This window comes from Streptomyces eurythermus, assembly GCF_014649115.1.
GTDB classification, from domain to species: domain Bacteria; phylum Actinomycetota; class Actinomycetes; order Streptomycetales; family Streptomycetaceae; genus Streptomyces; species Streptomyces eurythermus.
The window spans coordinates 230,372-257,066 of the sequence record NZ_BMSK01000016.1; the positions used below are offsets into that span (position 1 = coordinate 230,372).

General features: G+C 72.3%; 24 protein-coding genes and 3 pseudogenes. 9 read left to right on the forward strand and 18 right to left on the reverse strand.

All coding sequences use genetic code 11. The annotated features are described in order from the left end of the window. The first annotated feature begins 201 nt into the window (after positions 1 to 201). Positions 202 to 504 carry a hypothetical protein gene (locus IE251_RS28940; RefSeq protein ID WP_030777820.1) on the forward strand — a complete coding sequence of 101 codons (303 nt, stop codon included), beginning with the start codon at positions 202 to 204 and terminating at the stop codon, positions 502 to 504. Positions 505 to 610: 106 nt separating this feature from the next. On the opposite strand, the pseudogene IE251_RS28945 reads toward IE251_RS28940, so the two are convergent. Then, a pseudogene (locus IE251_RS28945) lies at positions 611 to 2,080 on the reverse strand (M4 family metallopeptidase); the annotation flags it as partial. Here IE251_RS28945 and IE251_RS28950 point away from each other — a divergent pair. Both IE251_RS28950 and IE251_RS28955 read left to right on the forward strand, forming a co-directional pair. After that, a complete protein-coding gene (locus IE251_RS28950; RefSeq protein WP_189755938.1) occupies positions 2,024 to 3,010 on the forward strand; it encodes a LysR family transcriptional regulator in 987 nt (328 codons plus the stop codon). The pseudogene IE251_RS28945 and the gene IE251_RS28950 overlap by 57 nt on opposite strands. Before the next feature lie 136 nt (positions 3,011 to 3,146). Continuing rightward, positions 3,147 to 4,124, forward strand: a complete 978-nt coding sequence (locus IE251_RS28955; RefSeq protein WP_229896985.1) for an intradiol ring-cleavage dioxygenase — start codon at positions 3,147 to 3,149, stop codon at positions 4,122 to 4,124. A gap of 129 nt (positions 4,125 to 4,253) precedes the next feature. On the opposite strand, the gene IE251_RS28960 is transcribed toward IE251_RS28955, so the two are convergent. The 15 genes from IE251_RS28960 to IE251_RS29025 all read right to left on the reverse strand — a co-directional run bounded on the left by IE251_RS28960 (position 4,254) and on the right by IE251_RS29025 (position 19,504). After that, complete coding sequence (locus tag IE251_RS28960; protein ID WP_189755939.1) at positions 4,254 to 4,994, reverse strand: sirohydrochlorin chelatase; 741 nt, start codon at positions 4,992 to 4,994, stop codon at positions 4,254 to 4,256. A gap of 6 nt (positions 4,995 to 5,000) precedes the next feature. Continuing rightward, positions 5,001 to 5,879 (reverse strand): ABC transporter permease, encoded by an 879-nt coding sequence (locus IE251_RS28965; RefSeq protein ID WP_189755940.1) that lies wholly within the window; start codon positions 5,877 to 5,879, stop codon positions 5,001 to 5,003. Next, on the reverse strand, positions 5,866 to 6,645 hold the full coding sequence (locus IE251_RS28970; protein WP_189755941.1) for an ABC transporter ATP-binding protein: 780 nt from the start codon (positions 6,643 to 6,645) through the stop codon (positions 5,866 to 5,868). Before IE251_RS28970 ends, IE251_RS28965 begins: the two co-directional genes overlap by 14 nt. A 36-nt stretch (positions 6,646 to 6,681) precedes the next feature. Continuing rightward, a complete protein-coding gene (locus IE251_RS28975; RefSeq protein ID WP_189755942.1) occupies positions 6,682 to 7,791 on the reverse strand; it encodes an aliphatic sulfonate ABC transporter substrate-binding protein in 1,110 nt (369 codons plus the stop codon). 237 nt (positions 7,792 to 8,028) lie between these two features. Further along, positions 8,029 to 9,360, reverse strand: coding sequence for a sulfate adenylyltransferase subunit 1 (locus IE251_RS28985; RefSeq protein WP_189755943.1), 1,332 nt, complete (start codon positions 9,358 to 9,360; stop codon positions 8,029 to 8,031). A gap of 2 nt (positions 9,361 to 9,362) precedes the next feature. After that, on the reverse strand, positions 9,363 to 10,298 hold the full coding sequence (gene cysD / locus IE251_RS28990; RefSeq protein ID WP_189755944.1) for a sulfate adenylyltransferase subunit CysD: 936 nt from the start codon (positions 10,296 to 10,298) through the stop codon (positions 9,363 to 9,365). After that, complete coding sequence (gene cysC, locus IE251_RS28995; RefSeq protein ID WP_229896990.1) at positions 10,295 to 10,831, reverse strand: adenylyl-sulfate kinase; 537 nt, start codon at positions 10,829 to 10,831, stop codon at positions 10,295 to 10,297. Before cysC ends, cysD begins: the two co-directional genes overlap by 4 nt. A gap of 26 nt (positions 10,832 to 10,857) precedes the next feature. Then, positions 10,858 to 11,568, reverse strand: a complete 711-nt coding sequence (locus IE251_RS29000; RefSeq protein WP_189755946.1) for a phosphoadenylyl-sulfate reductase — start codon at positions 11,566 to 11,568, stop codon at positions 10,858 to 10,860. Next, positions 11,565 to 11,747: a hypothetical protein gene (locus IE251_RS41295; protein WP_030777841.1), complete on the reverse strand. Its 183-nt coding sequence runs from the start codon at positions 11,745 to 11,747 to the stop codon at positions 11,565 to 11,567. The genes IE251_RS29000 and IE251_RS41295 overlap by 4 nt, the downstream gene beginning before the upstream one ends. Beyond that, a complete protein-coding gene (locus IE251_RS29005) occupies positions 11,744 to 13,441 on the reverse strand; it encodes a nitrite/sulfite reductase (RefSeq protein WP_189755947.1) in 1,698 nt (565 codons plus the stop codon). The genes IE251_RS41295 and IE251_RS29005 overlap by 4 nt, the downstream gene beginning before the upstream one ends. Positions 13,442 to 13,566: 125 nt before the next feature. Further along, positions 13,567 to 13,650 carry a putative leader peptide gene (locus IE251_RS42195; protein ID WP_350969053.1) on the reverse strand — a complete coding sequence of 28 codons (84 nt, stop codon included), beginning with the start codon at positions 13,648 to 13,650 and terminating at the stop codon, positions 13,567 to 13,569. Positions 13,651 to 13,777: 127 nt separating this feature from the next. Further along, complete coding sequence (locus tag IE251_RS29010) at positions 13,778 to 14,350, reverse strand: GNAT family N-acetyltransferase (RefSeq protein WP_189755948.1); 573 nt, start codon at positions 14,348 to 14,350, stop codon at positions 13,778 to 13,780. A gap of 212 nt (positions 14,351 to 14,562) precedes the next feature. Further along, a complete protein-coding gene (locus IE251_RS29015) occupies positions 14,563 to 15,888 on the reverse strand; it encodes a hypothetical protein (protein WP_189755949.1) in 1,326 nt (441 codons plus the stop codon). A gap of 169 nt (positions 15,889 to 16,057) precedes the next feature. Continuing rightward, entirely contained in the window at positions 16,058 to 17,353 is a 1,296-nt protein-coding gene (locus tag IE251_RS29020; protein WP_189755950.1) for a GAF domain-containing protein, read from the reverse strand. Positions 17,354 to 17,866: 513 nt separating this feature from the next. Then, positions 17,867 to 19,504: an acyl-CoA dehydrogenase family protein gene (locus tag IE251_RS29025; RefSeq protein WP_189755951.1), complete on the reverse strand. Its 1,638-nt coding sequence runs from the start codon at positions 19,502 to 19,504 to the stop codon at positions 17,867 to 17,869. 284 nt (positions 19,505 to 19,788) lie between these two features. Between IE251_RS29025 and IE251_RS29030 the strand changes: the two are divergent. The 3 genes and pseudogenes from IE251_RS29030 to IE251_RS29040 form a co-directional block, all read left to right on the forward strand. Further along, positions 19,789 to 20,931, forward strand: a pseudogene (locus IE251_RS29030) (YihY/virulence factor BrkB family protein); the annotation flags it as partial. 641 nt (positions 20,932 to 21,572) lie between these two features. Then, a complete protein-coding gene (locus IE251_RS29035; RefSeq protein ID WP_307784817.1) occupies positions 21,573 to 22,511 on the forward strand; it encodes a VC0807 family protein in 939 nt (312 codons plus the stop codon). A gap of 10 nt (positions 22,512 to 22,521) precedes the next feature. Then, positions 22,522 to 23,211, forward strand: coding sequence for a helix-turn-helix domain-containing protein (locus IE251_RS29040; protein WP_229896986.1), 690 nt, complete (start codon positions 22,522 to 22,524; stop codon positions 23,209 to 23,211). Here the strand turns inward: IE251_RS29040 and IE251_RS29045 are convergent. Next, positions 23,191 to 23,595, reverse strand: coding sequence for a VOC family protein (locus tag IE251_RS29045; RefSeq protein WP_189755953.1), 405 nt, complete (start codon positions 23,593 to 23,595; stop codon positions 23,191 to 23,193). The genes IE251_RS29040 and IE251_RS29045 overlap by 21 nt on opposite strands. A gap of 431 nt (positions 23,596 to 24,026) precedes the next feature. Between IE251_RS29045 and IE251_RS29050 the strand changes: the two genes are divergently transcribed. Then, positions 24,027 to 24,728 (forward strand): DUF4232 domain-containing protein, encoded by a 702-nt coding sequence (locus IE251_RS29050; RefSeq protein ID WP_189755954.1) that lies wholly within the window; start codon positions 24,027 to 24,029, stop codon positions 24,726 to 24,728. 85 nt (positions 24,729 to 24,813) lie between these two features. Here the strand turns inward: IE251_RS29050 and IE251_RS29055 are convergent, their stop codons facing one another. After that, positions 24,814 to 25,446 carry a VOC family protein gene (locus IE251_RS29055; RefSeq protein WP_189755955.1) on the reverse strand — a complete coding sequence of 211 codons (633 nt, stop codon included), beginning with the start codon at positions 25,444 to 25,446 and terminating at the stop codon, positions 24,814 to 24,816. A 62-nt stretch (positions 25,447 to 25,508) separates the two neighbouring features. Between IE251_RS29055 and IE251_RS29060 the strand changes: the two genes are divergently transcribed. Continuing rightward, a complete protein-coding gene (locus IE251_RS29060; protein WP_189755956.1) occupies positions 25,509 to 26,099 on the forward strand; it encodes a membrane lipoprotein in 591 nt (196 codons plus the stop codon). A gap of 187 nt (positions 26,100 to 26,286) precedes the next feature. After that, positions 26,287 to 26,592, forward strand: a pseudogene (locus IE251_RS29065) (ThuA domain-containing protein); the annotation flags it as partial. Between the last annotated feature and the right edge of the window lie 103 nt (positions 26,593 to 26,695).

The window sequence follows — 26,695 nt, forward strand, 5'->3', positions numbered from 1 at the left end:
GCGGACGCCGCCCGCCGCCGGAATCCGCGGTCCGGGCCGCACCGTACCGGCGAAATCAGGCCAACGTTCACGCCGTCGGCCCGCCTTGGCACCGTTCCTACGGCACGGCCGCACCGGCCGGCGGCACGCACCCATGACATCGATGACGTCTGCGGCCCCGGCCGCCCGACGGCTCCTCCGGCCCGCGAGCGAGGACAGGACATGAGCACTTACAACTTCGGCAACGTCAACGGACCGGCCCGCTTCGGCGACCGCGCCACCCCGGACCTGGAGACCCTGATGGAGGCCGCCGACCGGCTCACCGAGGCGCTGCGCGCCGAGTACCCGGGGCTGGTGAGCAGCGGCGAGACCATCCAGGAGCAGCTGGCGGAGTCCGCCGAGGACGGTCTGCCGCCCAACCGGGGCCGGATCCGCTCCGCACTGGAGACGATCGCCATCGCCGCCTCGGCCGGCACCGCCAGCCTCGACTACACCCGGCACCTCCTGCACGCCCTCGACCTCTGACCGTCCACGCCGAGTCACCGCGCAACCGGGTGCGGGCGGCCGGGGTGAGGCATGGTCCGGTCCCGCACCCGGGGAGGGGTGCGGGACCAGGGCGGTTCGTGTTTGCTCAGCCGGTCGTCAGGGCGGTGTCGTCCACGACGAAGTCGGTGGCGAGGTAGGCGTCCTCGACACCGGTGAACTTCAGGGTCACCGTCTGGCCTGCCAGCGAGGACAGGTCGAAGGACTTCTGGGCGTAGCCGGAGGCCGCGTTGGCGTTCGAGTACGTCGCGAGGGTCTTCGAACCGGCGGTCACCGTCAGCTTGTCGTAGGCGGTGCTGCCGGTCTCCGCGGTGTCGATGTGCAGGTAGAAGGTGAGGGTGGCCTTGCAGCCCGCGGGGATCGTCACCGACTGGGACAGCGTGTCGGTGTGCGTGGTGCCCCAGCCGTTGAGCCAGGCCGTCCAGGAGCCGCTGCGGGCCGGCTCAAGGGTGCTGTTGTTGATGACGCCGCTGTTGGTCCAGCCGGTGTCACCGGACTCGAAGCCGGGGCTGGCCAGGAGCTGGGTCGAGGCGCAGCCACCGCCGCCGCTGGTGCTGACGGTCCAGGAGAAGGAGGCGGTACCGGTCGCGCCGGTGGAGTCCTTCACCGTGACGGTGGTGCCGTAGGTCCCGGCCGTGGTGGGCGTACCGGAGATCACGCCGGTGGAGGCGTTGATCGTCAGGCCGGCCGGCAGGCCGGAGGCGCTGTAGGTCAGGGAGCCGCTGCTGGTGCTGGACGCCTGGACCTGGAGGCTGACGGCGGTGCCGACGGTGGCGGACTGGCTGCCCGGGTTGGTGACCGTCACACCGCCGCTCGGCGGGGTGATGTGGCTGCCGACGTTGATGCCGGCGAAGGCGTTGCCGACGGCCGCGTACTGCGCGGAGTCGGCGCCGTAGAGAGCGGAGGCCGCGTTGAGGGCGGCGGTGCGGGCGCCGGCGTAGTCGGTGCTGGACGCCATGTACGTCGTCAGCGCCTTGTACCAGATCTGCAGGGCGGCGTCGCGGCCGATGCCGGTGACGGCGACACCGTCGGAGGTCGGGCTGTTGTACGTGACGCCGTTGATCGTCTTGGTGCCGCTGCCCTCGGAGAGCAGGTAGAACATGTGGTTGGCCGGGCCCGAGGAGTAGTGGACGTCGAGGTTGCCGAGGGAGGAGGACCAGGAGTCCGCGGAGTTGCCGTCCTTGCTGGGCTTGTCCATGTAGCGCAGGGGGGCGCCGGTGCCCTTGAGGTCGACCTTCTCGCCGATGAGGTAGTCACCGGGGTCGGAGCTGTTGTTGGCGTAGAACTCCACACCGGTGCCGAAGATGTCGGAGGTCGCCTCGTTGAGACCGCCGGACTCGCCGCTGTAGTTCAGGCCCGCGGTGTTGGAGGTGACGCCGTGGGTCATCTCATGGCCGGCGATGTCCAGCGAGGTGAGCGGCTTGGTGTTGCCGGTGCCGTCGCCGTAGGTCATGCAGAAGCAGCTGTCGTCCCAGTACGCGTTGGCGTACGCGTTGTCGTAGTGGACGCGGGAGTAGGCGGCCTTGCCGTCGTTCTTGATGCCGCTGCGGCCGAAGGTGCCGTCCGCGCGATAGCGGAAGCGGGCAGCCTGGGGCGTGCGGCGGTTCGGCTAGGGGTGTCCCAGCCCGCCCTCTCGACACAGCTACGGCGTATCGAACAGGCCACGGGCGGCGAGCTGTTCGTGCGCACCAGACTCGGCGTCGAGCCCACCCCGCTGGGCGAGTTCGTGCTGTCCGCGGCACGCCGGGTGCTCGGCGAGATGGACGCTCTGACCGCGGGAACGCGAGCCGCCGCACCGCATCCGGCGCTGCGGCTCGGCTGCATCATGCTCGTCCTGGTGGACCGGTTGCTCGCACCCCTGGAGGAGGAACTGCCCGGCCATGAGGTCGACATCACCACCGAGCACTCGGCGACCACCCTCACCCGCATGCTCGGTGCCGGGAAGTACGACGTGATCCTGTACGGGGAGGTCGCCGATTACGAAGTGCCGCTTCCCGACGGCGTGGCGGCCCGCACCCTCATACCGAAGGAACCGGCCTGCGTGCGCTTGTCGGCCGCCCACCCCCTGGCCGGGCAGGAGGAGATCGAACTCGCCGATCTGGCGGGCGAGACCTGGACGACGCTGACCGACGACGACGACGGCCCGGAAGCCATGGCCGACGCCTGCCGCCGGGCGGGCTTCACGCCGACACTGCGCTACCGGATCGCCGACCGCAAGATGCGTTGGGAACTGATCGCCGCCGGCCGGGCCATCTCCCTGTGCCAGCCCACCTCACCGCTCGTCGAGGGCACGGTACTGCGCCCGCTGGCCGGTGACCCGATCACCGGCCGCATCCGACTCGCCTGGAACCGGGCCGCAGTCACCGAACGGCGCGCCGCCCTGCTCTATCGGGCCGCGGGACGCGCGTACCTCGCCAGCATCCCCGACAACACCTTCTACCGCGCCTGGTGGGAAGCCCGCCCCGAACTCCACCCGGTCCTCGCCTGAGCGCCTCCTTGCTGTGGCGGGCCTTCACCGGACCGCTACCGATCAGAGGCCGACGCGTCGGGGAACGGACGATCCATAGGAAACTCACAGGCTGATTCATATGAGATGCACAGTCAGCGTTCCTACTGTCCTGCGCATGCCGAAGCCTTCTCCCGAAGAACCGGACAACGCTCTCGTCTCCCGGCTCGTGTCCCGCCGCCGCATGCTGGTCCTGGGCGGCGCGGCCGGCGCCATTGCCCTCGGTGGGGCGGGCGCTGTCGCGAGCGCCGCCGACCGGAGCACCGCCGGCGCCGGCACTCTCGATGCGGTGAAGGCGGCCGCCTCCGCGTCCAGCGCCTGCATGTCGCTGACCACGGAGCAGATCGAGGGCCCCTACTACATCGACTACGAACTCTTCCGGGAGAACCTGGTCGAGGACCGCGCAGGGATCCCGCTCCTCCTCGTGCTGCGTGTTGTGGACAGCGCGACCTGCAAGCCCATCCGCAACTCCGCCATCGAGATCTGGCACTGCGACGCGTCCGGCGTCTACTCCGGCTACACCCAGAACGGCAACGGCGGTGGAGGCGGTACGCCTCCCGGCCCGCCGCCCTCCGGCACGCCGACGGCACCTCCGGACGGTCCGGGCGGTCCGGGTGGCGGGGGCGGTCACGCGACCCCGACCGACGACCTCACCTGGCTGCGCGGCATCCAGATGACCGACCACCTGGGCTTCGTCACCTTCCGGACCGTCTTCCCCGGCTGGTACGCCGGCCGCGCCGTCCACGTCCACACCAAGGTGCACACCGGCGGCTCCCGCACCGCTGACGGCTACACCGGCGGACGCACCTGTCACACCGGGCAGTTCTACTTCTCCGAGGACTCGGTCAAGGCCACCGCCGGCATCGCCCCCTACTCCGCGAACACCATCACACGGGTGACCCTCGACGAGGACTTCCTCTACCCGAAAACCGGCGCACAGGGCGGTCTGCTCGAACTCGCCTACGACAAGAAGCACATCGAGCGCGGCGTCATCGGCTACATCACGATGGCGGTCGACCCCAGCGCCACCAACGACGGCGAGGGCGCACCCGGCGGCGGCCCCGCCCCCACCGCTTCCCCGACCCCCGCCGCCTGACACGACGACCTCGTCACACGCGACGGACAGAGCGGCCCGGACACCATTCGGTGTCCGGGCCGCCACCTCTATGCCGGAGACGTTCGCAAACGACTGCGCCGCAGGGTCACCAGCAGCCCGCGCTTGCGGTCACGCGCCGAGTGCCGTCAGCGCCGGCCGCCGGGCCCGGTCGTAGCGCTCCAGCAGGACGCGGGCGACCTCCGGTGCCGCGCCCAGCACCTCGGCGCACACGTCGGCGTCCGCCGCGCCGCGCGTGATCCGGTCCGGCAGGAAGCCGGGGGCCAGCACATACGGTGCCACGGCGACCCGGGCGCAGCCGAGCCGCCGCAGTTCCCGCACCGCGTCCTCGGTGCGGGGGAGGGATGCGGAGGCGAACGCAGGCCGCACGGCGCACCAACCGGTGTGCCGCCACTCCCGCGCGATGTCAGCGATCACTGCGATCGCCTCCGGGTCGGAGGACCCCGCCGAGGCCAGCACGACCCCGGTCGAGGGCTTGTCGGCGGGCGTCAGCCCCGCCTCGTACAGCCGCCGTTCCAGCGCGGACAGCAGCAGCGGCGACGGGCCGAGCACCTCCGCCTGCCGGATCCGCAGCCGCGCCGGGGCGTCCCGCAGCACGGCCGGGATATCGGCCTTGGCGTGGAACGCCCGGGTCAGCAGCAGCGGCAGGGCGACCACGTCCCGGACGCCCTGGGCCGCCAGCGACTCCAGCACCCCGTGCACGGACGGGACGTTGAAGTCCAGGAAGCCGGTCTCCACGCGCAGCCCGGGCCGCAGCGACCGCACCCGTTCCACGAGGGCGTGCACGGTCGTCGCGTGCCGCGGGTCGCGGCTGCCGTGGGCGATGACGAGGAGAACCGGCCTGGTACGCATGGGACGTCAGCTCTTCACCAGCAGGCCGCGGCTGCGCAGCACCCACCGCTCCAGCGGACTGAAGATCAGCAGGTCGATGGCGATGCCGACGAACAGGATGAGCAGGATCGCCTCGAACACCATCGCCATGTCGCTGGCGGTACGGCCGTTCTCCAGCAACTGGCCGAGGCCCACGCCGAGATCGGGGAACTGGGCGATGATCTCCGCGGCCATCAGCGAACGCCAGGAGAACGCCCAGCCCTGCTTCAGACCCGCCACATAGCCGGGCAGCGAGGCCGGCAGAGTGACGTACCAGACGCCCTTGGCACCCGTGGCGCCCATGGTGCGGCCCGCGCGCAGGAACAGCGGCGGCACCTGGTCGACGCCGGACACCAGGCCGTTGGCGATGGACGGCACGGCGCCGAGCAGGATCACCGCGTACATCATCGAGTTGTTCAGCCCCAGCCAGATCACGGCCGGCGGCACCCACGCCACCGACGGCAGCGACTGGAGCCCGGACAGGATCGGGCCGATGGCCGCGCGCACGAACTTCACCCGGGCCACCAGCAGACCCAGCGGAGTGCCGATGACCAGTGCGAACGCGAAGCCCAGCAGACCGCGCGAGACACTGGTCCAGATGTAGCCGAGCAGCTCGCCCCGCAGCCAGGCGTCCCGGAACGCGCTGCCCACCGCGCCCGGCGAGGGCAGCTTCGACGGGTCGTCCACGACCGGGTACAGGATGTACCAGACCACCAGGACCACCGCGATGGCGGCGACCGGCGGCAGGATCTTGTCGACGAGGGTCTCGCGCAGCGGGGGGCGGCCCGTGGCCGTGGTCTCCAGCGCGTCCAGGCCGGCCTCGACGCTCCCGGCGTCCGGGACCGGTGTCGTCTCAGTGCTGGCCATGGCGGCGGATCTCCCCACGCAGTACATCGGTTATCTCAAGGGACAGTTCGGCCACGGGCGCGTCCTCGATGCGGCGCGGCTGCGGGAGGTCCACGCGCCACTCGCGCGCGATCCGGCCCGGGCGGGAGGACAGCAGGACCACCCGCTGCGCGAGCCGCACCGCCTCGCGCACATTGTGCGTGACGAACAGGACGGAGAGCCCGGTCTCCGCCCAGATCCGGGTCAGCTCGTCGTGCAGCACGTCCCGGGTGATGGCGTCGAGCGCGGCGAACGGCTCGTCCATCAGCAGCATGTTGCTCTCCTGGGCCAGCGCGCGGGCCATCGCCACCCGCTGGCGCATACCGCCGGACAGCTCGTGCACCCGCTTGCCGTAGGCACCCTTCAGCCGGACCAGTTCGAGCAGTTCCTCGGCCTTGCCGCGCCGCTCGGGCTTGGGAACGCCCCGCAGCTTCAGGGCAAGTTCGATGTTCTTGCCCGCGGTCAGCCACGGGAACAGGGCGTGTTCCTGGAACATCAGGGCGGGGCGGCCGTCCGTGGTGATGGAGCCGGCGCTCGGCCGGTCCAGGCCCGCCACCAGGTTCAGCAGCGTGGACTTGCCGCAGCCCGAGGCCCCCAGGAGGGTGACGAACTCACCCGGCGCGACATCGATGCTGATGTCGTCCAGGACGAGCTGCTGCCCGCCCGGGGTCGCGAAGGACTTCGAGACGTGCTCAAGGCGTGCCGCGAACTCGACGCTCTCGTCGGCCTTGGCGAGGGTCGTGGCCATGGTCGTCACCTCCTGGGGACGCGTCGGTCAGGGGCGTCAGCTGGTGCCGAGGCCGGCGGCGTCGACCGCGGGACGGCCCTCGGCCTTGAGGACCTTGTTGAGGATCGTGAGGTCGTAGATCCCCTTCAGGTCCGGCTTCTCCAGCAGACCGGCCTTGACCGCGTGCTCGGCCTCGGTGTCGAGGGTGGCGGCCAGCGGGTCGTCGGTGAACTGGATGGACTTCCAGGCCGGGTCGAGGATCTTCGCCGGGAGCGCCTTGCCGGAGTCCGTCTCCAGCCGCTGGTTCGCGGCGGCCTTCGCCTCGTCCGGGTGGGCGTTGATCCACTTGTTGGTCTCGACCGACGCCTTCAGGACGGCCTCGACCGCCTTCGGGTGGTTCTTCAGGAAGTCCTGCCGCACGATGATGTTCGTGATCACGAACTTCTTGTCCGGCCAGAGCGTCGACTCGTCCAGGAGCACCTTGGCGCCCTCGGCGACCAGCTTCGACGCGGTCGGCTCCGGCACCCACGCGCCGTCGACCGAGCCGGACTTGTAGGCGTCCGGGGTGATCTTGTTGTCCGTGCGGACGACGGTGACATCACCCTTGCCGCTCTGCGCGTCGACCTTCCAGCCCTGGTCGGCGGCCCAGTTGAGGAACGCCACGTCCTGCGTGTTGCCGAGCTGGGGCGTGGCGATCTTCTTGCCCTCGACGTCCTTCAGGGACTTGATCTTCGCCGGGTTGACGACCAGCTTCACCCCGCCGGAGGCCGAACCGCCGATGATCTTCAGGCTCTTGCCGTTGGACTTGGTGTAGCCGTTGATGGCGGGGGACGGGCCGATCCAGCCGATGTCGATGGAGCCGGCGTTGAGGGCCTCGATCTCGGACGGGCCGGCGTTGAAGATGGCGGGCTTGACCGTGGTGGCGCCCAGCTCCTTCTGAAAGAAGCCCTTCTGCACGCCGACCAGGGCGGTGGCGTGGGTCAGGTTGCCGAAGTAGCCGATCTTGACGGAGTCGAGCCCGTCGGTCTTCTCGGCGCCGGCGGCGATCTTGGCGGTGCCGTCGTCCTTGGCCTCGGAGCCGTAGCCGCAGGCGGCCAGCGTGAGCAGGGGAAGAGCGGCGATGGCCGCTATGCCGCGGCGCAGGAGCGATGAGCTGATGGCAGGCACGGGAGGGTTTCCTCTCGTTGGCCCGGCGGTCACGGTCTCTCAGGTCGTGGCCGGGAGTTCGGCTGGAGGTCTTCGTCGCTTCCGGGACGACGCCGGGTGGGGGGAGCGGGCGCGCGAGCGGTGCGCGTACGTCAGCGCACACATCGCGCGACTCCACCCTGTCCGCTGCCGAGGGCGCCGCTGCCGACGCGGCCGCCCTCCTTGGCGAACGTCGAGTAGACGTCGGGTGTCCTCATGTCAGAAGTCCCAGCCGTTGTCGGCCTCGTCCTTGACCGGCTCCGGCGCGGCGAACGACTCGCCGACCATGCCCGCGGTCAGCGTGGTGCCGTCGGCGGGGTCGATCAGGATGAAGGAGCCGGTGCGGCGCGAGTCGGCGTAGGAGTCGACCGGCAGCGGCTCGGCGGTACGGATCTTCACCCGGCCGATGTCGTTGGCGACGAGCCGGCCCGGGTGCGGGTGCAGGGACAGGTCGTCGAGCGTGAGCCGGGACGGGATGTCCTTCACGATCGCCTTGACCGTGCGGGTGCCGTGCTTGAGCAGTACCCGGTGGCCCACGGTGAGGGGCGCGTCGGCGACATGGCAGACGGTCGCCTCCACGTCCTGCGTGGTGGCCGGGGCGTCCTTCGTCGGCACGATCAGGTCGCCGCGCGAGACGTCGATGTCGTCCTGGAGCAGCACCGTCACCGACTGCGTCGTCCAGGCCACGTCGACCGGCTCGCCCAGCAGATCGATGCCGGCGATCCGGGTGGTCCGCCCGGACGGCAGGACCGTGACCTCCTCGCCGACCCGGAAGGTGCCGGCCGCGATCTGGCCCGCGTAGCCCCGGTAGTCGGGGTGCTCGGCGGTCTGCGGCCGGATCACGTACTGCACGGGCAGCCGCGCGTGGCAGTGCGCCAGGTCGTGGCTGACCGGCACGGTCTCCAGGTGCTCCAGCACGGTGGGACCGCCGTACCAGTCCATGTTCGCGCTCGGCTCCACCACGTTGTCCCCGGCCAGCGCCGAGATCGGTATCGCGGTGACCTCCGGGACGCCCAGCTCGGTCGCGTACGCCGTGAACTCCTCGGCGATTCCCGCGAAGACCCGCTCCTCGTACCCGACGAGGTCCATCTTGTTCACGGCCAGCACGACGTGCGGGACGCGCAGCAGGGCGGCGATGGCCGCGTGCCGGCGGGTCTGCTCGACCACGCCGTTGCGGGCGTCGACCAGGATGACGGTCAGCTCGGCGGTGGAGGCGCCGGTGACCATGTTCCGGGTGTACTGCACATGGCCCGGGGTGTCGGCGAGGATGAACCGGCGCCGGGGCGTGGCGAAGTAGCGGTAGGCGACGTCGATGGTGATGCCCTGCTCCCGTTCGGCGCGCAGGCCGTCGGTGAGGAGGGCGAGGTCCGGGCCGTCCTGGCCGCGGCTCGCGGAGACCCGCTCCACGGCCTCCAGCTGGTCGGCGAGGACCGACTTGGAGTCGTGCAGCAGCCGTCCGACGAGGGTGGACTTGCCGTCGTCGACGGAGCCGGCGGTGGCGAACCGCAGCAGGGTGGTGGCCGAGAGCGCCTCGGTCGTGGTCGTGCTCATGCCTAGAAGTACCCCTCGCGCTTGCGGTCTTCCATCGCGGCCTCGGACAGCTTGTCGTCGGCGCGGGTCGCACCGCGCTCGGTCAGCCGGGACGCCGCGATCTCGGCGATGACCTTCTCGATGGTGCCGCCGTCGGAGTCGACCGCGCCGGTGCAGGACATGTCGCCGACGGTGCGGTAGCGCACCCGCCGCTTTTCGACGGTCTCGCCGTCCTTCGGGCCGCCCCACTCGCCGGCGGTCAGCCACATGCCGGAACGCTGGAACACCTCGCGTTCGTGCGCGTAGTAGATCTGCGGCAGTTCGATGTCCTCGCGGGCGATGTACTGCCACACGTCCAGCTCGGTCCAGTTGGACAGCGGGAAGACGCGGACGTGCTCGCCGGGGGCGTGCCGGCCGTTGTACAGGTTCCACAGCTCCGGACGCTGGCGGCGCGGGTCCCACTGGGAGAACTCGTCGCGCAGGGAGAAGACGCGCTCCTTGGCGCGGGCCTTCTCCTCGTCGCGGCGCCCGCCGCCGAAGACGGCGTCGAACCTCTCGCTCTGGATCTTCTCGGTGAGCGGGAGCGTCTGGAGCGGGTTGCGGGTGCCGTCGGGACGTTCCTTGAGCACACCGCGGTCGATGTAGTCCTGGACGGAGGCCACATGGAGGCGCAGCCCATGTGCGGCCGCCACACGGTCCCGGTACTCGAGGACCTCCGGGAAGTTGTGTCCCGTGTCCACATGCAGCAGGGAGAAGGGGATCGAGGCCGGGGCGAACGCCTTCAGCGCGAGGTGCAGCATGACGATGGAGTCCTTGCCGCCGGAGAACAGGATCACCGGGTTCTCGAACTCGCCCGCCACCTCGCGGAAGATGTGCACCGCCTCGGACTCCAGCGCGTCCAGGTGCGACAGGGCGTACGGGCTCTCCGTGCCGCCGTCCGTCTTGGCGACCGTGGTCATGCCAGTCCCCTCTCGCTCAGCAGCGCGTACACCGACGCCGCGGACTCCTGGACCGTCTGGTGCTGCGACTCGATCCGCATATCGGGCGTCTCCGGCTCCTCGTACGGGTCGTCGACCCCGGTGAGCCCGGACAGCTCGCCCGCGGCCTGCTTGGCGTACAGCCCCTTCACATCGCGCACGCTGCACACCTCGACCGGGGTCGCCACATGGATCTCCAGATACGGCGTCCCGTTCTCCTCGTGCCGCTTGCGCACCGCCTCCCGGCTGTCCGCGTACGGCGCGATCACCGGCACCAGCGCCTTGACGCCGTTGCGGGCGAGCAGTTCGGCGACGAAGCCGATGCGCTGGACGTTGGTGTGCCGGTCCTCCCGGGAAAAGCCGAGCCCGGCCGAGATGAACTCGCGGATCTCGTCGCCGTCGAGCACCTCCACGCGGTGGCCCTCGGCACGCAGCCGGCCCGCCAGCTCGTACGCGATGGTGGTCTTGCCGGCGCTCGGCAGACCCGTGAGCCAGACGGTGGCTCCGGTCGTCACGTGCATCTCCTGGATCTGGTCGTTCGTCATCCGTGCAGCCCGCACTCGGTCTTGGCGCGCCCCGCCCAGCGGCCGGCGCGCGCGTCCTCGCCCTCCAGGACCCTGCGGGTGCACGGGGCGCAGCCGATGGAGGCGTAGCCGTCCATCAGCAACGGGTTGGCCAGCACGCCGTGTTCGGCGATGTAGGCGTCCACGTCGTCCTGGGTCCAGCGGGCGATCGGCGAGATCTTGACCTTCTGCCGCTTCTCGTCCCAGCCGACGACGGGGGTGTTCGCCCGGGTCGGGGACTCGTCGCGGCGCAGGCCCGTCGCCCATGCCCGGTAGCCGGCCAGTCCCTCTTCGAGGGGCTTGACCTTGCGCAGTTTGCAGCACAGGTCGGGGTCGCGGTCGTGCAGCTTCGGGCCGTACTCCGCGTCCTGTTCGGCGACCGTCTGGCGCGGGGTGAGGGTGATGACGTTGACGTCCATCACGGCCTCCACCGCGTCCCGGGTGCCGATGGTCTCCGGGAAGTGGTAGCCGGTGTCCAGGAAGACGACGTCCACGCCCTTGCGTACGCGCGAGGCGAGGTGGGCGACCACGGCGTCCTCCATGGAGGACGTGACGCAGAACCCGTCGCCGAAGGTGTCCACCGCCCACTGGAGGATCTCCAGCGCGGAGGCGTCCTCCAGCTCACGGCCCGCCCGTTCGGCGAGCGCCTTCAACTCCTCGGTGGACCGCTCGTCCTGAGTCGTCGTCATATCCGATCGTCCCCTCCGTGGTCGGCTCGCTGAACGCCCCGGGCCAGCAGACCCAGGAACTTCAGCTGGAATGCGCGGTTGCACGCCCCGCATTCCCAGGCGCCGTGACCCTCGCCGCTCGGACGCAGATCCTCGTCGCCGCAATAGGGGCAGTAGAAGGGCGCGGCCCGCTCGCTCACGACAGCGCCTCCTCGGAAGCGCGCGCCGCCCACGCCGCGAACCGTTCGCCGTCCGCGCGTTCGGCCTGGAAGCGCTTGAGCACCCGCTCGATGTAGTCGGGCAGTTCCTCGGACGTCACCTTCAGGCCGCGCACCTTGCGGCCGAAGCCGGCCTCCAGACCGAGGGCGCCGCCCAGGTGCACCTGGTAGCCCTCGACCTGCTCGCCCCGGTCGTTCAGGACGAGCTGTCCCTTCAGACCGATGTCCGCGACCTGGATACGGGCGCAGGCGTTCGGGCAGCCGTTGAGGTTGATGGTGATCGGTTCGTCGAACTCCGGCAGGCGGCGCTCCAGTTCGTCGATCAGCTGGGAGCCGCGCTGCTTGGTCTCCACGATGGCGAGCTTGCAGAACTCGATGCCGGTGCAGGCCATGGTGCCGCGCCGGAAGGAGGACGGCCGGGCGGTGAGGTCCAGCGCCTCCAGGCCCTCCACCAGCGACTCGACCCGGTCCTGCTCGACGTCGAGGATGATCATCTTCTGCTCGACGGTGGTACGGACCCGGCCCGAGCCGTGAGCCTCGGCGAGGTCGGCGACCTTGGTGAGCGTGGCACCGTCGACCCGGCCGACCCGCGGCGCGAAACCGACGTAGAACCGGCCGTCCTTCTGCCGGTGCACACCGATGTGGTCGCGCCACTGCTGTACCGGCTGCTCCGGGGCGGGCCCGTCGACCAGCGCGCGCTTCAGGTACTCGTCCTCCAGCACCTGCCGGAACTTCTCCGCGCCCCAGTCGGCGACGAGGAACTTCAGCCGGGCGCGGTTGCGCAGCCGCCGGTAGCCGTAGTCACGGAAGATCGAGATGACGCCCTCGTAGACGTCCGGCACCTCGTCGATCGGCACCCACGCGCCCAGCCGCACACCGAGCTTGGGGTTGGTGGACAGACCGCCGCCCACCCACACGTCGAAGCCGGGCCCGTGCTCGGGGTGGCGTACGCCGACGAACGCGACGTCGTTGATCTCGTGCACCACGTCCAGCAGCGGCGACCCCGAGATGGCCGTCTTGAACTTGCGGGGGAGGTTGGAGTAGGCCTTGTTGTTCAGGACGCGGCGCTTCATCTCCTCCAGCGCCGGCGTCGCGTCGATGATCTCGTCCTCGGCGATACCCGCCACCGGGGAGCCGATCATCACACGCGGGGTGTCACCGCAGGCGGTGACGGTGGACAGGCCCACGCTCTCCAGCCGGTCCCAGATCTCGGGCACGTCCTCGATCCGGATCCAGTGGTACTGGACGTTCTGCCGGTCGGTGATGTCCGCGGTGCCGCGCGCGAACTCCTGCGAGATCTCGCCGATGACCCGCAACTGCCGCGTGGTCAGCGCCCCGCCGTCGATGCGGACGCGCAGCATGAAGTAGCTGTCGTCCAGCTCCTCGGGCTCCAGGATCGCGGTCTTGCCGCCGTCGATCCCGGGCTTGCGCTGGGTGTAAAGCCCCCACCAGCGCATCCGGCCGCGCAGGTCGTTCGGGTCGATGGAGTCGAAGCCGCGCTTGGAGTAGATCGTCTCAATACGTGTCCGCACATTGAGACCGTCGTCGTCCTTCTTGAACTGCTCGTTGCCGTTGAGCGGCGTGAAGTGGCCGGCGGCCCACTGGCCCTCGCCGCGGTGACGGCTCACCTTGCGGCGGGGCGCGGAGGCGGCGGGGTTCGGTGGGGTGGCGGCCATGGTTCTACGTCCTTCGGGACCGGTGGGAATCAGCTCTGACCTGCACAGACGCGCGCACGCGGACAGGCGTGCGCGGCGTTGCGCGGGAGGAAGGGGGGCGGGGTGTGCGGCGGTGCTGGGAGGCGTCAGCCCACCGGACAGATGGCGCTGGACATGCGGCCGAGGTCGACGTGCCGCCGACTCACCAAGGCAATTCCAGTTCCGGACATGACGGAAGCGTGTCACGGCGATCTGGACACAGTCCAGCTTCGTCCATCATCCGGACATTGGTGTCCCGAAATGTGATACAGAGGTGGTGTCGCTCACATGTGCCGCCGGAAGGCTTGTCGCGGCAGGTCAGGCGGGGTATGCGCCGGGCCACGGCCCCGGCGTGACCCCTTCCGGTTCCGGCTCCACCTTGGTGTCGAACAGCTTGAATCCCCGCCGCAGGTAGTTGTCCATCGCGTGCTCGCCGTCCTTGCTGCACGTGTGCAGCCACACCCGCTTGGTCGGCGTCCGCCCAGGCCACCGGTCGGCCAGGTCCCAGGCGCGGGCCGTGCCGTGGGCCAGCAGATGACCGCCGATGCGCCGGCCGCGGAAGGCGGGGATCAGCCCGAAGTAGACGATCTCGACCACGCCGTCGTCCTGCGGCTCCAGTTCCACGTAACCGGCCGGGGTGCCCCGGTCGTAGGCCACCCACGTCTCCACGCCGGGCCGATCCAGGAACTCCTGCCAGCGCGCGTACGTCCAGCCCAGCCGGTCGGTCCAGTGGATGTCGCCGCCGACGGAGGCGTACAGGAACCGGCTGAACTCGGGGGAGGGCACCTCGGCGCGGACGATCCGGACCTCGCCGTCGGGGGCGGCGGCGGGCAGGAGGTCGGCCGGGGACGTCTGCTCCAGGGACCACGTGGTGACAGGAACGCTGCTCATGCGGGCCAGGGAATCATCCCGCCGCCTGGTCTGTCGACGCGCGGTGGTGGGGCGAGGCCGGGGTCGGCGCGGGGTCGTCGGCCGGGGCGATCGGTGCCCGCCCGGGTACGCGGGTGCGGCGACGGGGCCGGGGAACCGGAGGCGGGTGCGGAAGCCCGGGGCCCGAGGGCGGGTCGGGGTGGCGTGTCGTTCGCCGGCCCCGCCCCGCCGGCTCACTCCAGGGAGCGGTCGAGGGCGGCCAGGGGCAGCGCGAACAGCATGCGGTCGGACATCGACCACACCTCGCCGGTCCCCCTCCAGTAGGACAGGGAGCCCGCGTCCCGCGCCCAGCAGCGGTCCGAGGCGTCCGCGCCGCAGCGGGTCTCCCGGGTCCGCTCGGTGTCCTGCCGCCACAGCCCGCCGTGCCCGTCCTGCGTACCGGGCAGCCGTCCCACATACCAGGACGGCCGGTCCGCCCCGGCCTCCCGGTACGACAGCACGCCCCGGATCCCGGCCGCCCGGGTGCGGTACGCCTCCACCGCGTCCACCCGCCCCGCGCCGTCCGTGGCGAGCAGCCCCGGGCGCGCCGGGTCGGTGTCGAACGCGTACCGCCACAGCCGCGCGCGCCGGTCGCCGTCCGGCGCGGTCCACTCCGCGGCCACCAGGCTGTCGGGTGCCGTGCCGCGGTCCAGGGCGAGCGCGCCGGGACAGGGCGGCCCGGAGGCCGAGCAGCGCCCGGCGGCGAAGCGGTACGAGGCGACCGCGGGCAGGACGTAGTCGTAGCCGCCGGCGGACCAGCCGCCGGGCACCCGGCCGATCGCGGGCGCGTCGACCGTGGTGCGCTGGATCCGGTCGAGGTCGTAGACGTAGAGCGCGTCGGCGCCGCCGGACGTGGTGGTGACCAGCAGCTTGTCCTTGTACCAGGCCATGCCCGAGACGCCGGAGGCGAGGCCCCGGTAGTCACGGCCGCCGTCCACCGGCACCACCGGCAGCACCCAGCGGTAGGCGAGGCGCGCGGGGTCGTCCGCGTTCACGAACGCCACCCGGGCGAGGCCCCGTTCCCCGGGCCGGCCGGCCGTGGCGCTGTGCGTCCAGCCGGCCAGGATCACCCGGTGGGTGCCCCACACCCCGTCGTCGTCGCCGGAGGTGGTCACCGAGGCCGGCCGCCAGTCGCCCGCGGTGTCGGCCGGGTCCCAGCAGTAGGCGCGGGTGGCGGCCGGGGCGACCGGCAGGGACGCGCGGTCGTCGGCGGAGCAGTCGTCCGCCTCGCGCAGCCGGCGGTCGGCGTCGCGCAGCACGGCGTCCACACCGGCCGGGCGGCCCATCGCCGCGGCGAGCCGGTCCAGCGAGCGGCCGGGCACCAGGTGCTCCTGGAGCCGCAGTCGCCCGGTGTCCGCCGGGGAGGTCAGCGGGGCGAGCGCGCCGGGGTCCGCGGCGACCCCGGCCTGGGAGGTGCTGATCACGGTGGCGGCGGCGGTGAGCGCCAGCGCGGTCCCGGCCAGGACGGCACGCAGGGCCACGCCCCGCCTGCGCCGCCGGTGTCTGCCGCGATGCTTCATCTCTCCTCCAGAGGACCGGCCAACTGCGCCTGCTGATCCGGACATTGACGCGAGGAACAGGTGGTGCGGCCCGTACGGGATGCTACGGCAGGAACGGGCCGGACAGGGCCGGTACCGGAGGTGACCAGGCGGGGACTGTGTGGGGAACCATGAGGGAAGCGTGAGGGAACTACGCCGGGGACCGCTCGCTACGGCCTTCGCCGCCGGCACTCCGTTTCCGTGCCACCGCCGGTGCCGTCGACTGCGGGAGCAGGTCACTCGGGTTGTCCGGCAGGACGACTTCCACTTCCGCATCGTCGCGGAAACGATACGGCCGATGCCGTAGGAGTTCCCCGAGATACCGCCGGATCCTGGACATCTCCGCCCGTACGGTCACCGTCCGGGAGGGGTCGTCGAACAGATCCCCGGCCAGCTGCGCGGCCCCGCGTCCGGCGCGGTATTCGGCGAGCAGGAACAGCAGTTCCGCGTGACGGGGGCTCAACTCCCGCGACCAGGAACCCGACGAGCCGGTGACCGTGACCGTACGGCGGTCCCGCCCGGCGAGGTCCAGCACGATCCGGCACGCACCCGGGGCGGCCGGCCGGTCCTCCGCCCGCAGCAGCCACCCCCCGGCCAGGGGCTCCACCGTGCACGCGCCCAGCGAGGGCAGCCAACGGTGTCCCGGCGCCAGCGACTTGGGCAGCGCCACCCGCCGCACATACGGCATCCCGGTCACCGCCGCCGCCCAGCCGTCCCGGTCCACCACCACCGCCCGCCCCGGCAGCCGGGCCAGCATCGGCGCCGCCACCGCCCGCAGCCGCTCCAGCGACGCCAGATGCAGCTCCCGCAGCCGGGCCTCGGCCAGCTTGGCCACCGAGTCCACCCAGGCGAGGGTGGCCGGGTGCATCGTCTCCAGCGGGCCGCTGACATCCACCACACCGAGCAGCCGGCCGTCCCGCGGATCGGTGATCGGCGCGCCCGTACAGGTCCAGGACGTGTGCGACCGTACGAAGTGCTCGGCGGCGAACACCTGGACGGGCCGCCGTACCACCGCGGGCGTGCCCACCCCGTTGGTGCCGACGACGTCCTCCCGCCAGTCCGCGCCGATCTCGAACCCCAGCCCGTCGGCCTTGCGCAGCACCGGGGAGGCGCCCTCCCGCCACAGCACCCGGCCGTCGGCGTCCGCGACGACCATGATGTGCTGCGCCACGTCCGCGACCGAAAGAAGCCCCTCCCGGAGCACCGGCAGGACCTGCCGCAGCGGGGACTCCTCCCGCCGCCGCCGTACCTCGTCGGAGGGCAACAGCCCGGACCGGACGTCGCGTTCGGGGTCGACACCACTGCGCAGCACCCGGTCCCACGACTGTTCGATCACCGGCCGGGGCGCGATCCGCGCACGTCGCCCGGCGAGCGCGGCCTCGCGCACCTCGCTCAGCACCCGCGCCGCCTGCGCCGCGTCCCGCGCGGCCAGGCGCACCAGATTCATCGGCGGGTTCCCCACTGCGGTCCTCCCGGAAAAGGCATCGAACACTCTTGTCAAGCCGTCCGGGCGGCGGTTTCCGGTCCGACTGTCCTCACATAGTGCCGCTCCGCTCATGGCGGAGGCACAGACTCCGCGCATGTGCCCCCATAAGTTGCAACCCCCTGCAACCCTGGTGAACCACCGGAGGGCGGCCGAGACTTGACCACGACGCGCCTGTGCGTCCGCGGGGGCTCAGCGAGCCCGTGCGGTGGGGGTGGTGCCGTGTCGGCGCAGCACCACCCCTTGCCGACGGCGACCGGGCCGACGACAGCCGGGGCGTGACGGTGCCCGACCGTCGCCGGCATGTGACGGTGCCCGGCGGCAGCGCGGCCCACGGTTTCCCGTGGCAGCGGGGCGGGCGCTCTCCGGTGACAGCGGGGCGTGCCCGTGTCCGACGACAGCCGGGGCGTGACGGTGCCCGGTGGAGTCGGGGTGTCGCGGTGTCCGGTGGCAGCGGGGCGTGGCCGTTTCCGGGGGTCAGGCCGGCCGCGCCCGCTCGACCACCGACTCCAGGTCCAGGCCCGCCGGCAGGGTGCCGAAGGACGCGCCGTGGTCGCCGCCCAGGCGGGACGCGCAGAAGGCGTCGGCGACCTCCGGCGGCGCGTGCCGTACCAGAAGGGAACCCTGGAGCACCAGCGCGAGCCGCTCCACCAGCCGCCGGGCCCGCCCCTCGACGCCCTCCAGGTCCGCGAGTTCGGTGAACAGGTCCTTCACCGCCCGGTCCAGCCGGTGGTCCGCGCCGTGCGCCCGGCCGATCTCGGTGAGGCAGGCGTCCAGCGCGCCCGGCTCCCGGCGCAGCGCCCGGAGCACGTCCAGCGCCTGCACGTTCCCCGCGCCCTCCCAGATGGAGTTCAGCGGCGACTCCCGTACCAGCCGGGGCAGACCGGACTCCTCGACGTACCCGTTGCCGCCCAGGCACTCGGCCGCCTCCACGGCCACCGGCGCACACCGCTTGGTGATCCAGTACTTGGCGGCCGGCACCGCCAGCCGCAGGAACGCCCGCTCCTGCTCCCCGCCGTCGTCGCAGGCCGCGGCGAGCCGCAGCGCGAGCGCCGTCGCCGCCTCCGACTCCAGCGCCAGATCGGCGAGCACGTTGCGCATCAGCGGCTTGTCGATCAGCTTCCCGCCGAACGCCGACCGGTACGCGCAGTGGTGCACCGCCTGGGCCACCGCCTGCCGCATCAGGCCCGCCGAGCCGAGCGCGCAGTCCAGCCGGGTCGCGGCGACCATCCCGATGATCACGCTCACCCCGCGCCCCTCCTCGCCGACCCGGCGCGCCCAGGTGCCGTCGAACTCGACCTCGGCGGAGGCGTTGGAGCGGTTGCCCAGCTTGTCCTTCAGCCGCTGGATCAGGAAGACGTTGCGGGAGCCGTCCGGCAGGACGCGCGGCACCAGGAAGCAGGTGAGCCCGCCCGGGGCCTGCGCGAGCACCAGGAACGCGTCCGACATCGGCGCGGAGCAGAACCACTTGTGTCCGGTCAGCAGATATGTGCCCGCCTCCGCGAGCGGCCGGGCGGCGGTCGTGTTGGCGCGGACGTCGCTGCCGCCCTGCTTCTCCGTCATCCCCATCCCGAACAGCGCCCCGGGCTTCTGTCCGGGCACCCGCAACTGCGGATCGTAGACCGTGGACGCCAGCCGGGGCTCCCACTCGGTGGCCAGCTCCGCGTCGGCGCGCAGCGCGGGCACGGCCGCGTGCGTCATCGACAGCGGACAGCAGGTGCCCGCCTCGGCCTGCGTCCACACCAGGAACCCGGCCGCCCGCCGCACGTGCCCGGAGGGCCGCGTCCAGGCGCCGCCGGCCAGCCCGGCCGAGACCCCCTTGCCGAGCAGCCGGTGCCAGGCCGGGTCGAACTCCACCTCGTCGATCCGGTGGCCGTACCGGTCGTGGCTGCGCAGCCGGGGCGGATGCTCGTTCGCCCGCACCGCCCACTCCTGGACCTGCGCCGAACCCACGGCCCGGCCCAGCGCGGACAGCTCCGCGCGCACGTCGTCCAGGACATCCGCGCCGGTGTACCGGTCGACGGCCTCGGCGAGGGCGCGGTCGGCGGTGAAGACGTCGTAGCCGACCAGCGGAGGCGGCTGGTTGGTCACGGTGTGGGTGGAGTTGCCTGCCATGATGGGGAACCTACCCGGGAAGGCCGCGGTGATGGCTTCCAGCGTGATGGTGACGGCTTCCGGAAGTTGACGGTGGCGGTTTCCGGAGTGCCGGCGACGGTTTTTCCGTCGCGACGGTGGCGGATTCCGGAGTGCCGGTGAGGGCCTCCGGAGCGACGGTGACGGTTTCCAGAGTGACACACCGGAGCCGCGCGGCGGGCCGGAACCGCCTCAGCCCACCCCATGGAACCGGCCGCGGGCCCCGGAAGGTGAGGGCGGTCCCGCGCTGCGGATACCTTTGGGTCGTGCAGCCAGCAAGTGAAACCCCCGAGCGCCCGGCCGGCCGCTTCCACCGGGCCAGAGCTCTCTACCGGAACGTCTCCAAGCGCAGGACCGCCTGGCTGTTGCTCAAGGACACCGTCAACTCCTGCATGGAGTACCGCATCCTCGGCCTGGCGGCGGAGGCGGCGTTCTTCACGCTGCTGTCCGTGCCGCCGCTGCTGCTGAGCCTGATCGGCCTGCTCGGCTACGTCGACGACTGGACGGGCGCGGACACCATCCACAGCCTTGAGACCAACCTCCTCGACGCGTCGCGCACGGTGCTGTCCGACAAGGGCGTCAAGGAGATCGCCGAGCCGATCCTGCACGACGTGATGAAGGGCGGCCGGCCCGATGTCATCTCCATAGGCTTCCTGTTCGCCCTGTGGTCGGGCTCGCGCGCGGTGAACGTCTTCATCGACACCATCACCGTCATGTACGGGCTCGACGGCGTCCGGGGCATCGTGAAGACCCGGATCATGGCGTTCCTGCTGTTCATCGTGGCGCTGCTGATCGGCTCGGTGGCGCTGCCGCTGATGGTGGCCGGGCCGGACGCGGTGGTCCGGATCGTGCCCTGGTCGGGGACGGTGGTCCAGGTTCTGTACTGGCCGGTCGTGATCGTCCTGTCCATCGCCTTCCTGACGACGCTCTACCACGTCTCGGTGCCGGTCCGCTCCCCGTGGATCGAGGACGTGCCCGGCGCGCTGGTCGCCCTCGCGATGTGGGTCCTCGGCAGCTTCCTGCTGCGCATCTACCTCATGTACACCATCGAGGGCGCCACGATCTACGGCTCCCTCGCCGCCGCGGTCGCGGTCCTGCTGTGGATCGGGGTGGGCGCCTTCGCCGTGCTCGTCGGCGCGGCCGTGAACGCGGCCATCGACCGGGTCTGGCCGGCCGCGGCCACGGCCGCCGCGCGCGAGGCCAACGAGCGGATGCGTGAGGCGCAGGTCGCCGAGTACGTGGCCCGCGCCGCGGCGGCGGCCCGCGAGGCCGACCCCGACGACCCCGACATGCCCTCCGAGTTTCCCGAGCGCTGGTCCCGTTTCCTCCCTCCGGAGGACGTGACGGCACGCCTGCGCAGCCATGCGCGGAATCCCCATCACGCGCACCGGAGGAACGGCGACGGGAGCGGGGACGGGAACGGTGACGCGAAGGGAAGCGGGGAGAACGGGAGCGGTGGGGGCCCTGAGGGCGGCGCGGGCAGCGGGGGTGCCGGAAGCAGCGGGGGTGCCGGTGGGGGCACAGGCGGATTCGGCGGGAGCGGTGGCTTCGGGGGCGGGGGCGCCGGGAGCGGTGGCTTCGGCGGGGCCGGGGGGTACTGGGTCGGCGGCAGCGGTGGTGCCGGCGGCGGGGAGTACTGGAACGGGGGCCGCAACGACTACGGCGACGTCAACGGCAGCGGCGACTTCAGCGGCACAGGGAACATCAACGGCAGCGGCACCGCCGACGGCGGTGGGGACGGCAGGAGTGCGGTGCGTCCTGAGTGGTGAGTGCTGAGCGGCCTCTCCACCCTGCCCGGCCACCTCGCGGCCATCCGGCACCGGCAGACCGTCTCCACCCTCAGGGCTGGATCCCTCGGTGGAGAAGGGCCGGTGCCGGTCCTGTGAATCTCCACCCGTCTCTCCACCCGTGCTCCGATCCGCCCGCCCCCGCTCCGCGCCTAGCGTGATTGCACAGGCCGGAGCGGTCCGGCCGCAGCAGGACAGCCGGGCGTCGTCACGTCGCAGCACCGCCCGGTACGGCTCTGGCGCCGGGCGAGGAGGCAGCGGACATGGCGGAGCGGACGGGATGCGGGGACCAGCGCGGTACGACGGGCAGGCCGACCGGGACAGCGGGGGTGATCAGCACCGCCGAGCCGATCGAAACGGCCAGGCCACCGAAGCAATCCACACCACCCCAGCCACCCCAGCCACCCGGGTCGGCCGAGTCGTCGAAATCCCTGCGGCCCCCTGACCCCAGACCACGAGGGTCCGTGGGCTCCACACCACAAGGACTCCTGGGCGCCGGACCGCCAAGGCCCCCCGGCGCCCTCCGCGGCCCTCTGCTCTCCCTCGCGGTGGACATCCTCCTGCCGCTCCTCGTCTACTACGCGGCCCGCGCGCTCGGCGCCGATCAGGGCCCGGCCCTGTTGCTCGGCGGCGCACCGCCGGCCCTGCGCCTGCTCGCCGGAGCCGTGCGGCACCGCCGTGTCGACGGGGTGGACCTGTTCCTCACGGTGCTGCTCGTCGCCGCCGCGCTGGTGTCCCTGGTCGGCGGTGGGCCCCGCGTCCTGCTGTTCAAGAACGCGGCGCTGTCCCTCGCGGTCGGCGCCTGGGCACTCGGCACCGCTTTCACCCGCAGACCCCTGGCCTTCCAGCTGGGCCAGCGGATGCACCGGGGCGAGTCGGTCCGTGCCCGGTCCGGACTCTGGCGGAACAGTGCCCCGTTCCGCCGTGGGCAGCGTGCGCTCACCCTGCTCTGGGGAGCCGAGCAGTTCCTCGACGGCGGCGTGGGCGCCCTCGCCGCCGCCACCCTGCCGCCCGACACGGTGCCGCTGCTGGACCGCGCCGTCTCCCTGGCGCTGCTGACCCTGGCCGCCGGCATCACCGCCGGCTACGCCCGCCGCTTCCGCATACGCCACGCGCTCCCGCTGTTCGGCGCCCCCGCACCGGCGACGGCACCGCGGGCTCCGCGGGCACCGCAGGCACCGCGGGTGTCGTCCACCCCGTAGGCTGGCCGCCGTGTACACGGAGCGGGCGTCGCGGCTGACCGGCGCGGTCGTGTGGATGAAGGGGCCGACCGGCACCGCCGTCCGGCCGGTGCTGCCGGACGGCTGCATGGACCTGCTGTGGAGCGCGGGCCGACTGCTGGTCGCGGGTCCCGACACCCGCCCCTACGCCCCGGAAGGCCCGGACCGTTCCTGGGCGGGCATCCGCTTCTTCCCCGGCACCGCGCCCGCGCTGCTCGGCGTACCGGCCCACGAACTGAGGGATCGGCGGGCGGACTTGGCGGATCTGTGGCCCACGGCGAGGGTCCGGCGGCTGTGCGACCGGGTCGCGGCGGCCCCCGACCCGGCGAGAGCGCTGGAGGACATCGCCCTGGAGCGGGCGGCGGAGGCGGAAGCCCCGGACCCGCTGCTGCGCCGGCTGGTGGAGTGCCTGGACGAGGGCCGTCCGGTGTCGGCGACGGCCGCCGAACTCGGCGTCGGCGAACGCGGGTTGCACCGCCGCTGCCTGACCGCCTTCGGGTACGGGCCGAAGACCCTGGCCCGGATCCTGCGCCTGCGGCGGGCCCTTGCCCTGGCCCGCGCCGGGACGCCGTACGCGGAGACGGCGATCCGCGCGGGCTACGCGGACCAGCCGCATCTGGCGCGGGAGGTGCGCCGGCTGGCGGGGATGCCGCTCGGGGAGCTACTCGCCGGGGGCGGGTAGCGGCGCGAACAGGTCGACCGGGTTGCCGTCGGGGTCGTGCACGGTGGCGTAGCGCTGTCCCCAGAAGGCGTCCCACGGCTTCAGCTCCCCGTGGTGGCCGGCGGCCACCAGCTCCTCGTACCGGGCGTCGACCTCGGCGGGGGAGTCGCACCGGAAGGCGAGCGAGACCCGTCCCGGTCCGGCGGGCGCCCGCCACCCGGGGTGAAAGGAGCGGATGGTCTCCTCCGTGTCCAGGGCGAGCACCAGCCCGCCGGGCAACTCGGCCTCGACATGCGGCTGTTCCTCGGCTCCCTCGGGGAACACCAGGCCGAGGCGGCGGTAGAAGGCGAGCGAGGCGGCCAGGTCGGAGCTGACCAGGCCGATCACGGCGATACGTACGGTCATGCGGCCACCGTAGGCACCGCCCGACGGGCCGGTCTTGAAGAAAACGGACGGTCCGCGAGCGGATCTGCGCGCCTTCGAGTGTGAAGCCCTGCTGTGGTCAAGGCCCGCCAGGTCATGAGTCCGTCCCAAGAGATGGCTGTTGCGAACGGTCGCGAAAGGGGGTGGGAACCACCGTGCCGGGTGGGCCGGCGGAGTGCCCGGTGCGGTGCGGCGCACCGCGCTCGGACCACGCCTTTCCTGCCGGAGGGCGGTGTCCCGCGGACGGAGCGCGCCCGGCGGTGGCGTGTGCCGTACCCGGGATTCTCCTGTAACAGCGATGTACCAGCGGGTAGTTCGGGGAAACGGTGAACCGGTCCGACGACTCTTGGTACTCAGAAAAGCCCGCCCGCGATCGACGGGCCGGCACTCCGACCGATACGAAGGATGACATCATGCGCTTCAACACGATCACCGTCGCAGCCCTGGCCGTCGTCGCGGGCCTCTCGCTCACCGCCTGCCAGAGCGACGGCGACGCCACGAGCCAGGGCACCTCGTCCGCCGCGCCCGCATCGGCTTCTTCGGCTTCCGCGACCGGTGGTTCGGGAACGGACGCCTCGAAGGGGGATTCGGGACCGGGCGGCTCCGCTCAGGACGGCGCGACGGTCTCCGCCGGGAAGAAGACGGGCGGGGGGCAGGGCACGACCGCCGGGGCCGGATCCGCCAAGGGGGGCATGATCGGCAAGTGCCGCACCGACGAGCTGGAGGTCAAGGCGTCGGACCACACCATTGACGGCGACCCGGGCGGAACCGTCGTCGTGGAGTTCACGAACGGCGGCGGCCGGGACTGCGCGGTGTCGGGGTACGCGGGTGTCGACCTGAAGACCAACGCCGGGTCGCTGTCCGCGAAGCGCACCGGTGAACCGGCGAGCCGGGTCGTCCTGAAGGACGGTGAGTCGGTGGCCTTCGGCATCACCTACCCGATCAACGACTCCGGCGGCTCCGGCGTCCGTATCACGGGGCTGGTGGTGACCCCGCCGGACGAGACGAAGTCGGTCTCCCTCCGCTGGCCCGGCGCCGCCACGCTGCCCGTCACGGACGGCTCCGGCTCCCCGGTGAAGGTCGGCCCGATCGGCAGCGCCGGCCAGGGCGGCTGACCGGTACCGTCTCGCGTGAAACGGCCCCGGATCCGATGACCGCGCACGCAGACCCCGGTTCGGGGGAGGAGTGGTGTTCCAGAGGTCAGCCGAAGACGACCGGCCCGTTCGGGGTGTCCACGGTGAAGGAGAGCGTGGTGGGTCCCACGGTGAGATCCAGCGAAGTGCCCAGTGCGGCCAGCCGGGCGCGCACCGCCTCCGGGTCGGGCACCGAGGCCGACACCGCCAGCAGCGGGGTGACCGGCAGGCCGGAGGCGGCCGGGTGCCGGGACGCACCCCAGTCGATCAGGAACGGCACCGGATCCGGGACCGCCCCGGACTCCGTGTCGGTCAGCCGCCAGCGCAGTACGGTGCCGTCCGGGGTGCGGCGGCTCATCTGCCGTGGGGTGCCCGGGTCGACACCCCGGGCCCGGGCGCCGGTGATCGCCGCGTCCAGGTCGGGTGGGCTGATCGCCCAGGACAGTACGGTGGGCCCGGCCAGCCGGTCGACACCGAACGGCCGTGGCCCGGCGGGCTCCGGCTGCTCCGGGTCGGGGCCGATGATCTCCAGATAGCTCCGGCCGCCGAGCCCGGCCAGATGGTTGCGGGTACCGAGACCGGGATGGGCCCCGCCGGGCACCGGCGTGACCCCGGTCCGTCGCGCGAAGTCGGCGACCGTTGCCCCCAAGTCGGGGGTGGCGAGCACGAGATGATCCAGCAACGGGGGAATGGCGTTCATCCCGCGAGAGGGTACGGGACCGGTGATGCCCCGCGGTATGCCTGTGCGGCACCATGGGCGGCATGATCCGTGCCGCACGCGCCCTGCCGTTGCTCCTCGTCCTTCCCGCGCTGCTCACCGCGTGCGGCACCGAGAAGGCGCGCTCCGGCCCCGAGCCGGCGGCCTCCGGTTCCGGGCGGGCGGCTGCCGGGAGTTCCCGGGAGCCGGCGTCCGCCGCCCCGGGACAGGCCGAGATGGACGAGCGCCTGCGGGCGTTGGGCATCGCGCCGGCACTCGTCTACGTCACCGAGGTACCCGGATTCACGCTCGCGCAGCAGTCCATCGGGGTGAACGGAGACGACGGCTTCTCCGTCGCGTACTGGGCGAAGAACGGCTCCGTCCTGCACCTGTACGCGGAGCGGGGCAGCGCCGCCGACTGCCCCCCGGACCACGTCTGCCGGGCACCCGCGAAGGGCCAAGTGGTGCGCCTGTACGGGGAGAAGGTCGCGCCCGACGCGCTCCGCCGGGCCGCCGACGCCCTCCACCGCCCCACCCCCGGGGAACTCGTCCCGCTCCTGCCGTCGCCCCGCACGGCGACGGCCCCGGTCCAGCGCGGCGACCTCCCGCCCAACGGCGACGGAGCCCCCGACAACAGCGTCCCCGGGAGCAGTTGACCGACGGACCCGAGCGGTTCCGGCGCCGCCGTCGCCGGGCGCCTCCCGTTCACCCACCACCCACCCCGGCCCGGCTCCCGCCCGTATCGCCAGGCAACTCCCGCTCCGCTCACCACCACCCGGCCCGCACGGCCCGGCGGCCCCCGGGGCCGGTCGTCTCCCGCACCCCGCCCCCGGAGAACCCGCCGTGCCCCCTCGTCTCCTCCTCTACACCCGTACCGCCGACTACCGTCACGACTCCATCCCGGACGCCGTCGCCGCCGTGCGGGCGTCCGGGGGGTTCGTCGTGGACCACACCGAGGATCCCGAGGACCTCGAACGCCCGCTGGACGGGTTCGCGGCCGTGATCTTCCTGTCCACCAGCGGGGAGGTACTGACACCGGCCGGGCGCGCGCGGCTGGAGCGGTACACCAGGGCGGGCGGCGGCTTCGCCGGGGTGCACGCGGCGGCCTGCACCGAGTACGGGTGGCCGTACTACGGCGAACTCCTAGGTGTTCTGTCCGGGGAGGTTGTGGACAGGTGAGCCAGGTCTCGGCTGAGAGATCTTGAACGGGTGAGGGCCTTCCGGGTTCGGTGTGGATTGCGACGTCTACACC

Coding starts and splice junctions, on each gene's coding strand:
- IE251_RS28940 (WP_030777820.1), top strand. CDS start 202: ATGAGCACTTACAACTTCGGCAACGTCAACGGACCGGCCCGCTTCGGC.
- IE251_RS28955 (WP_229896985.1), top strand. CDS start 3,147: ATGCCGAAGCCTTCTCCCGAAGAACCGGACAACGCTCTCGTCTCCCGG.
- IE251_RS28960 (WP_189755939.1), bottom strand. CDS start 4,994: ATGCGTACCAGGCCGGTTCTCCTCGTCATCGCCCACGGCAGCCGCGAC.
- IE251_RS28965 (WP_189755940.1), bottom strand. CDS start 5,879: ATGGCCAGCACTGAGACGACACCGGTCCCGGACGCCGGGAGCGTCGAG.
- IE251_RS28970 (WP_189755941.1), bottom strand. CDS start 6,645: ATGGCCACGACCCTCGCCAAGGCCGACGAGAGCGTCGAGTTCGCGGCA.
- IE251_RS28985 (WP_189755943.1), bottom strand. CDS start 9,360: ATGAGCACGACCACGACCGAGGCGCTCTCGGCCACCACCCTGCTGCGG.
- cysD (WP_189755944.1), bottom strand. CDS start 10,298: ATGACCACGGTCGCCAAGACGGACGGCGGCACGGAGAGCCCGTACGCC.
- IE251_RS29000 (WP_189755946.1), bottom strand. CDS start 11,568: ATGACGACGACTCAGGACGAGCGGTCCACCGAGGAGTTGAAGGCGCTC.
- IE251_RS29005 (WP_189755947.1), bottom strand. CDS start 13,441: ATGGCCGCCACCCCACCGAACCCCGCCGCCTCCGCGCCCCGCCGCAAG.
- IE251_RS42195 (WP_350969053.1), bottom strand. CDS start 13,650: ATGTCCGGAACTGGAATTGCCTTGGTGAGTCGGCGGCACGTCGACCTC.
- IE251_RS29010 (WP_189755948.1), bottom strand. CDS start 14,350: ATGAGCAGCGTTCCTGTCACCACGTGGTCCCTGGAGCAGACGTCCCCG.
- IE251_RS29015 (WP_189755949.1), bottom strand. CDS start 15,888: ATGAAGCATCGCGGCAGACACCGGCGGCGCAGGCGGGGCGTGGCCCTG.
- IE251_RS29020 (WP_189755950.1), bottom strand. CDS start 17,353: ATGAATCTGGTGCGCCTGGCCGCGCGGGACGCGGCGCAGGCGGCGCGG.
- IE251_RS29025 (WP_189755951.1), bottom strand. CDS start 19,504: ATGGCAGGCAACTCCACCCACACCGTGACCAACCAGCCGCCTCCGCTG.
- IE251_RS29035 (WP_307784817.1), top strand. CDS start 21,573: ATGGCGGAGCGGACGGGATGCGGGGACCAGCGCGGTACGACGGGCAGG.
- IE251_RS29045 (WP_189755953.1), bottom strand. CDS start 23,595: ATGACCGTACGTATCGCCGTGATCGGCCTGGTCAGCTCCGACCTGGCC.
- IE251_RS29050 (WP_189755954.1), top strand. CDS start 24,027: ATGCGCTTCAACACGATCACCGTCGCAGCCCTGGCCGTCGTCGCGGGC.
- IE251_RS29055 (WP_189755955.1), bottom strand. CDS start 25,446: ATGAACGCCATTCCCCCGTTGCTGGATCATCTCGTGCTCGCCACCCCC.
- IE251_RS29060 (WP_189755956.1), top strand. CDS start 25,509: ATGATCCGTGCCGCACGCGCCCTGCCGTTGCTCCTCGTCCTTCCCGCG.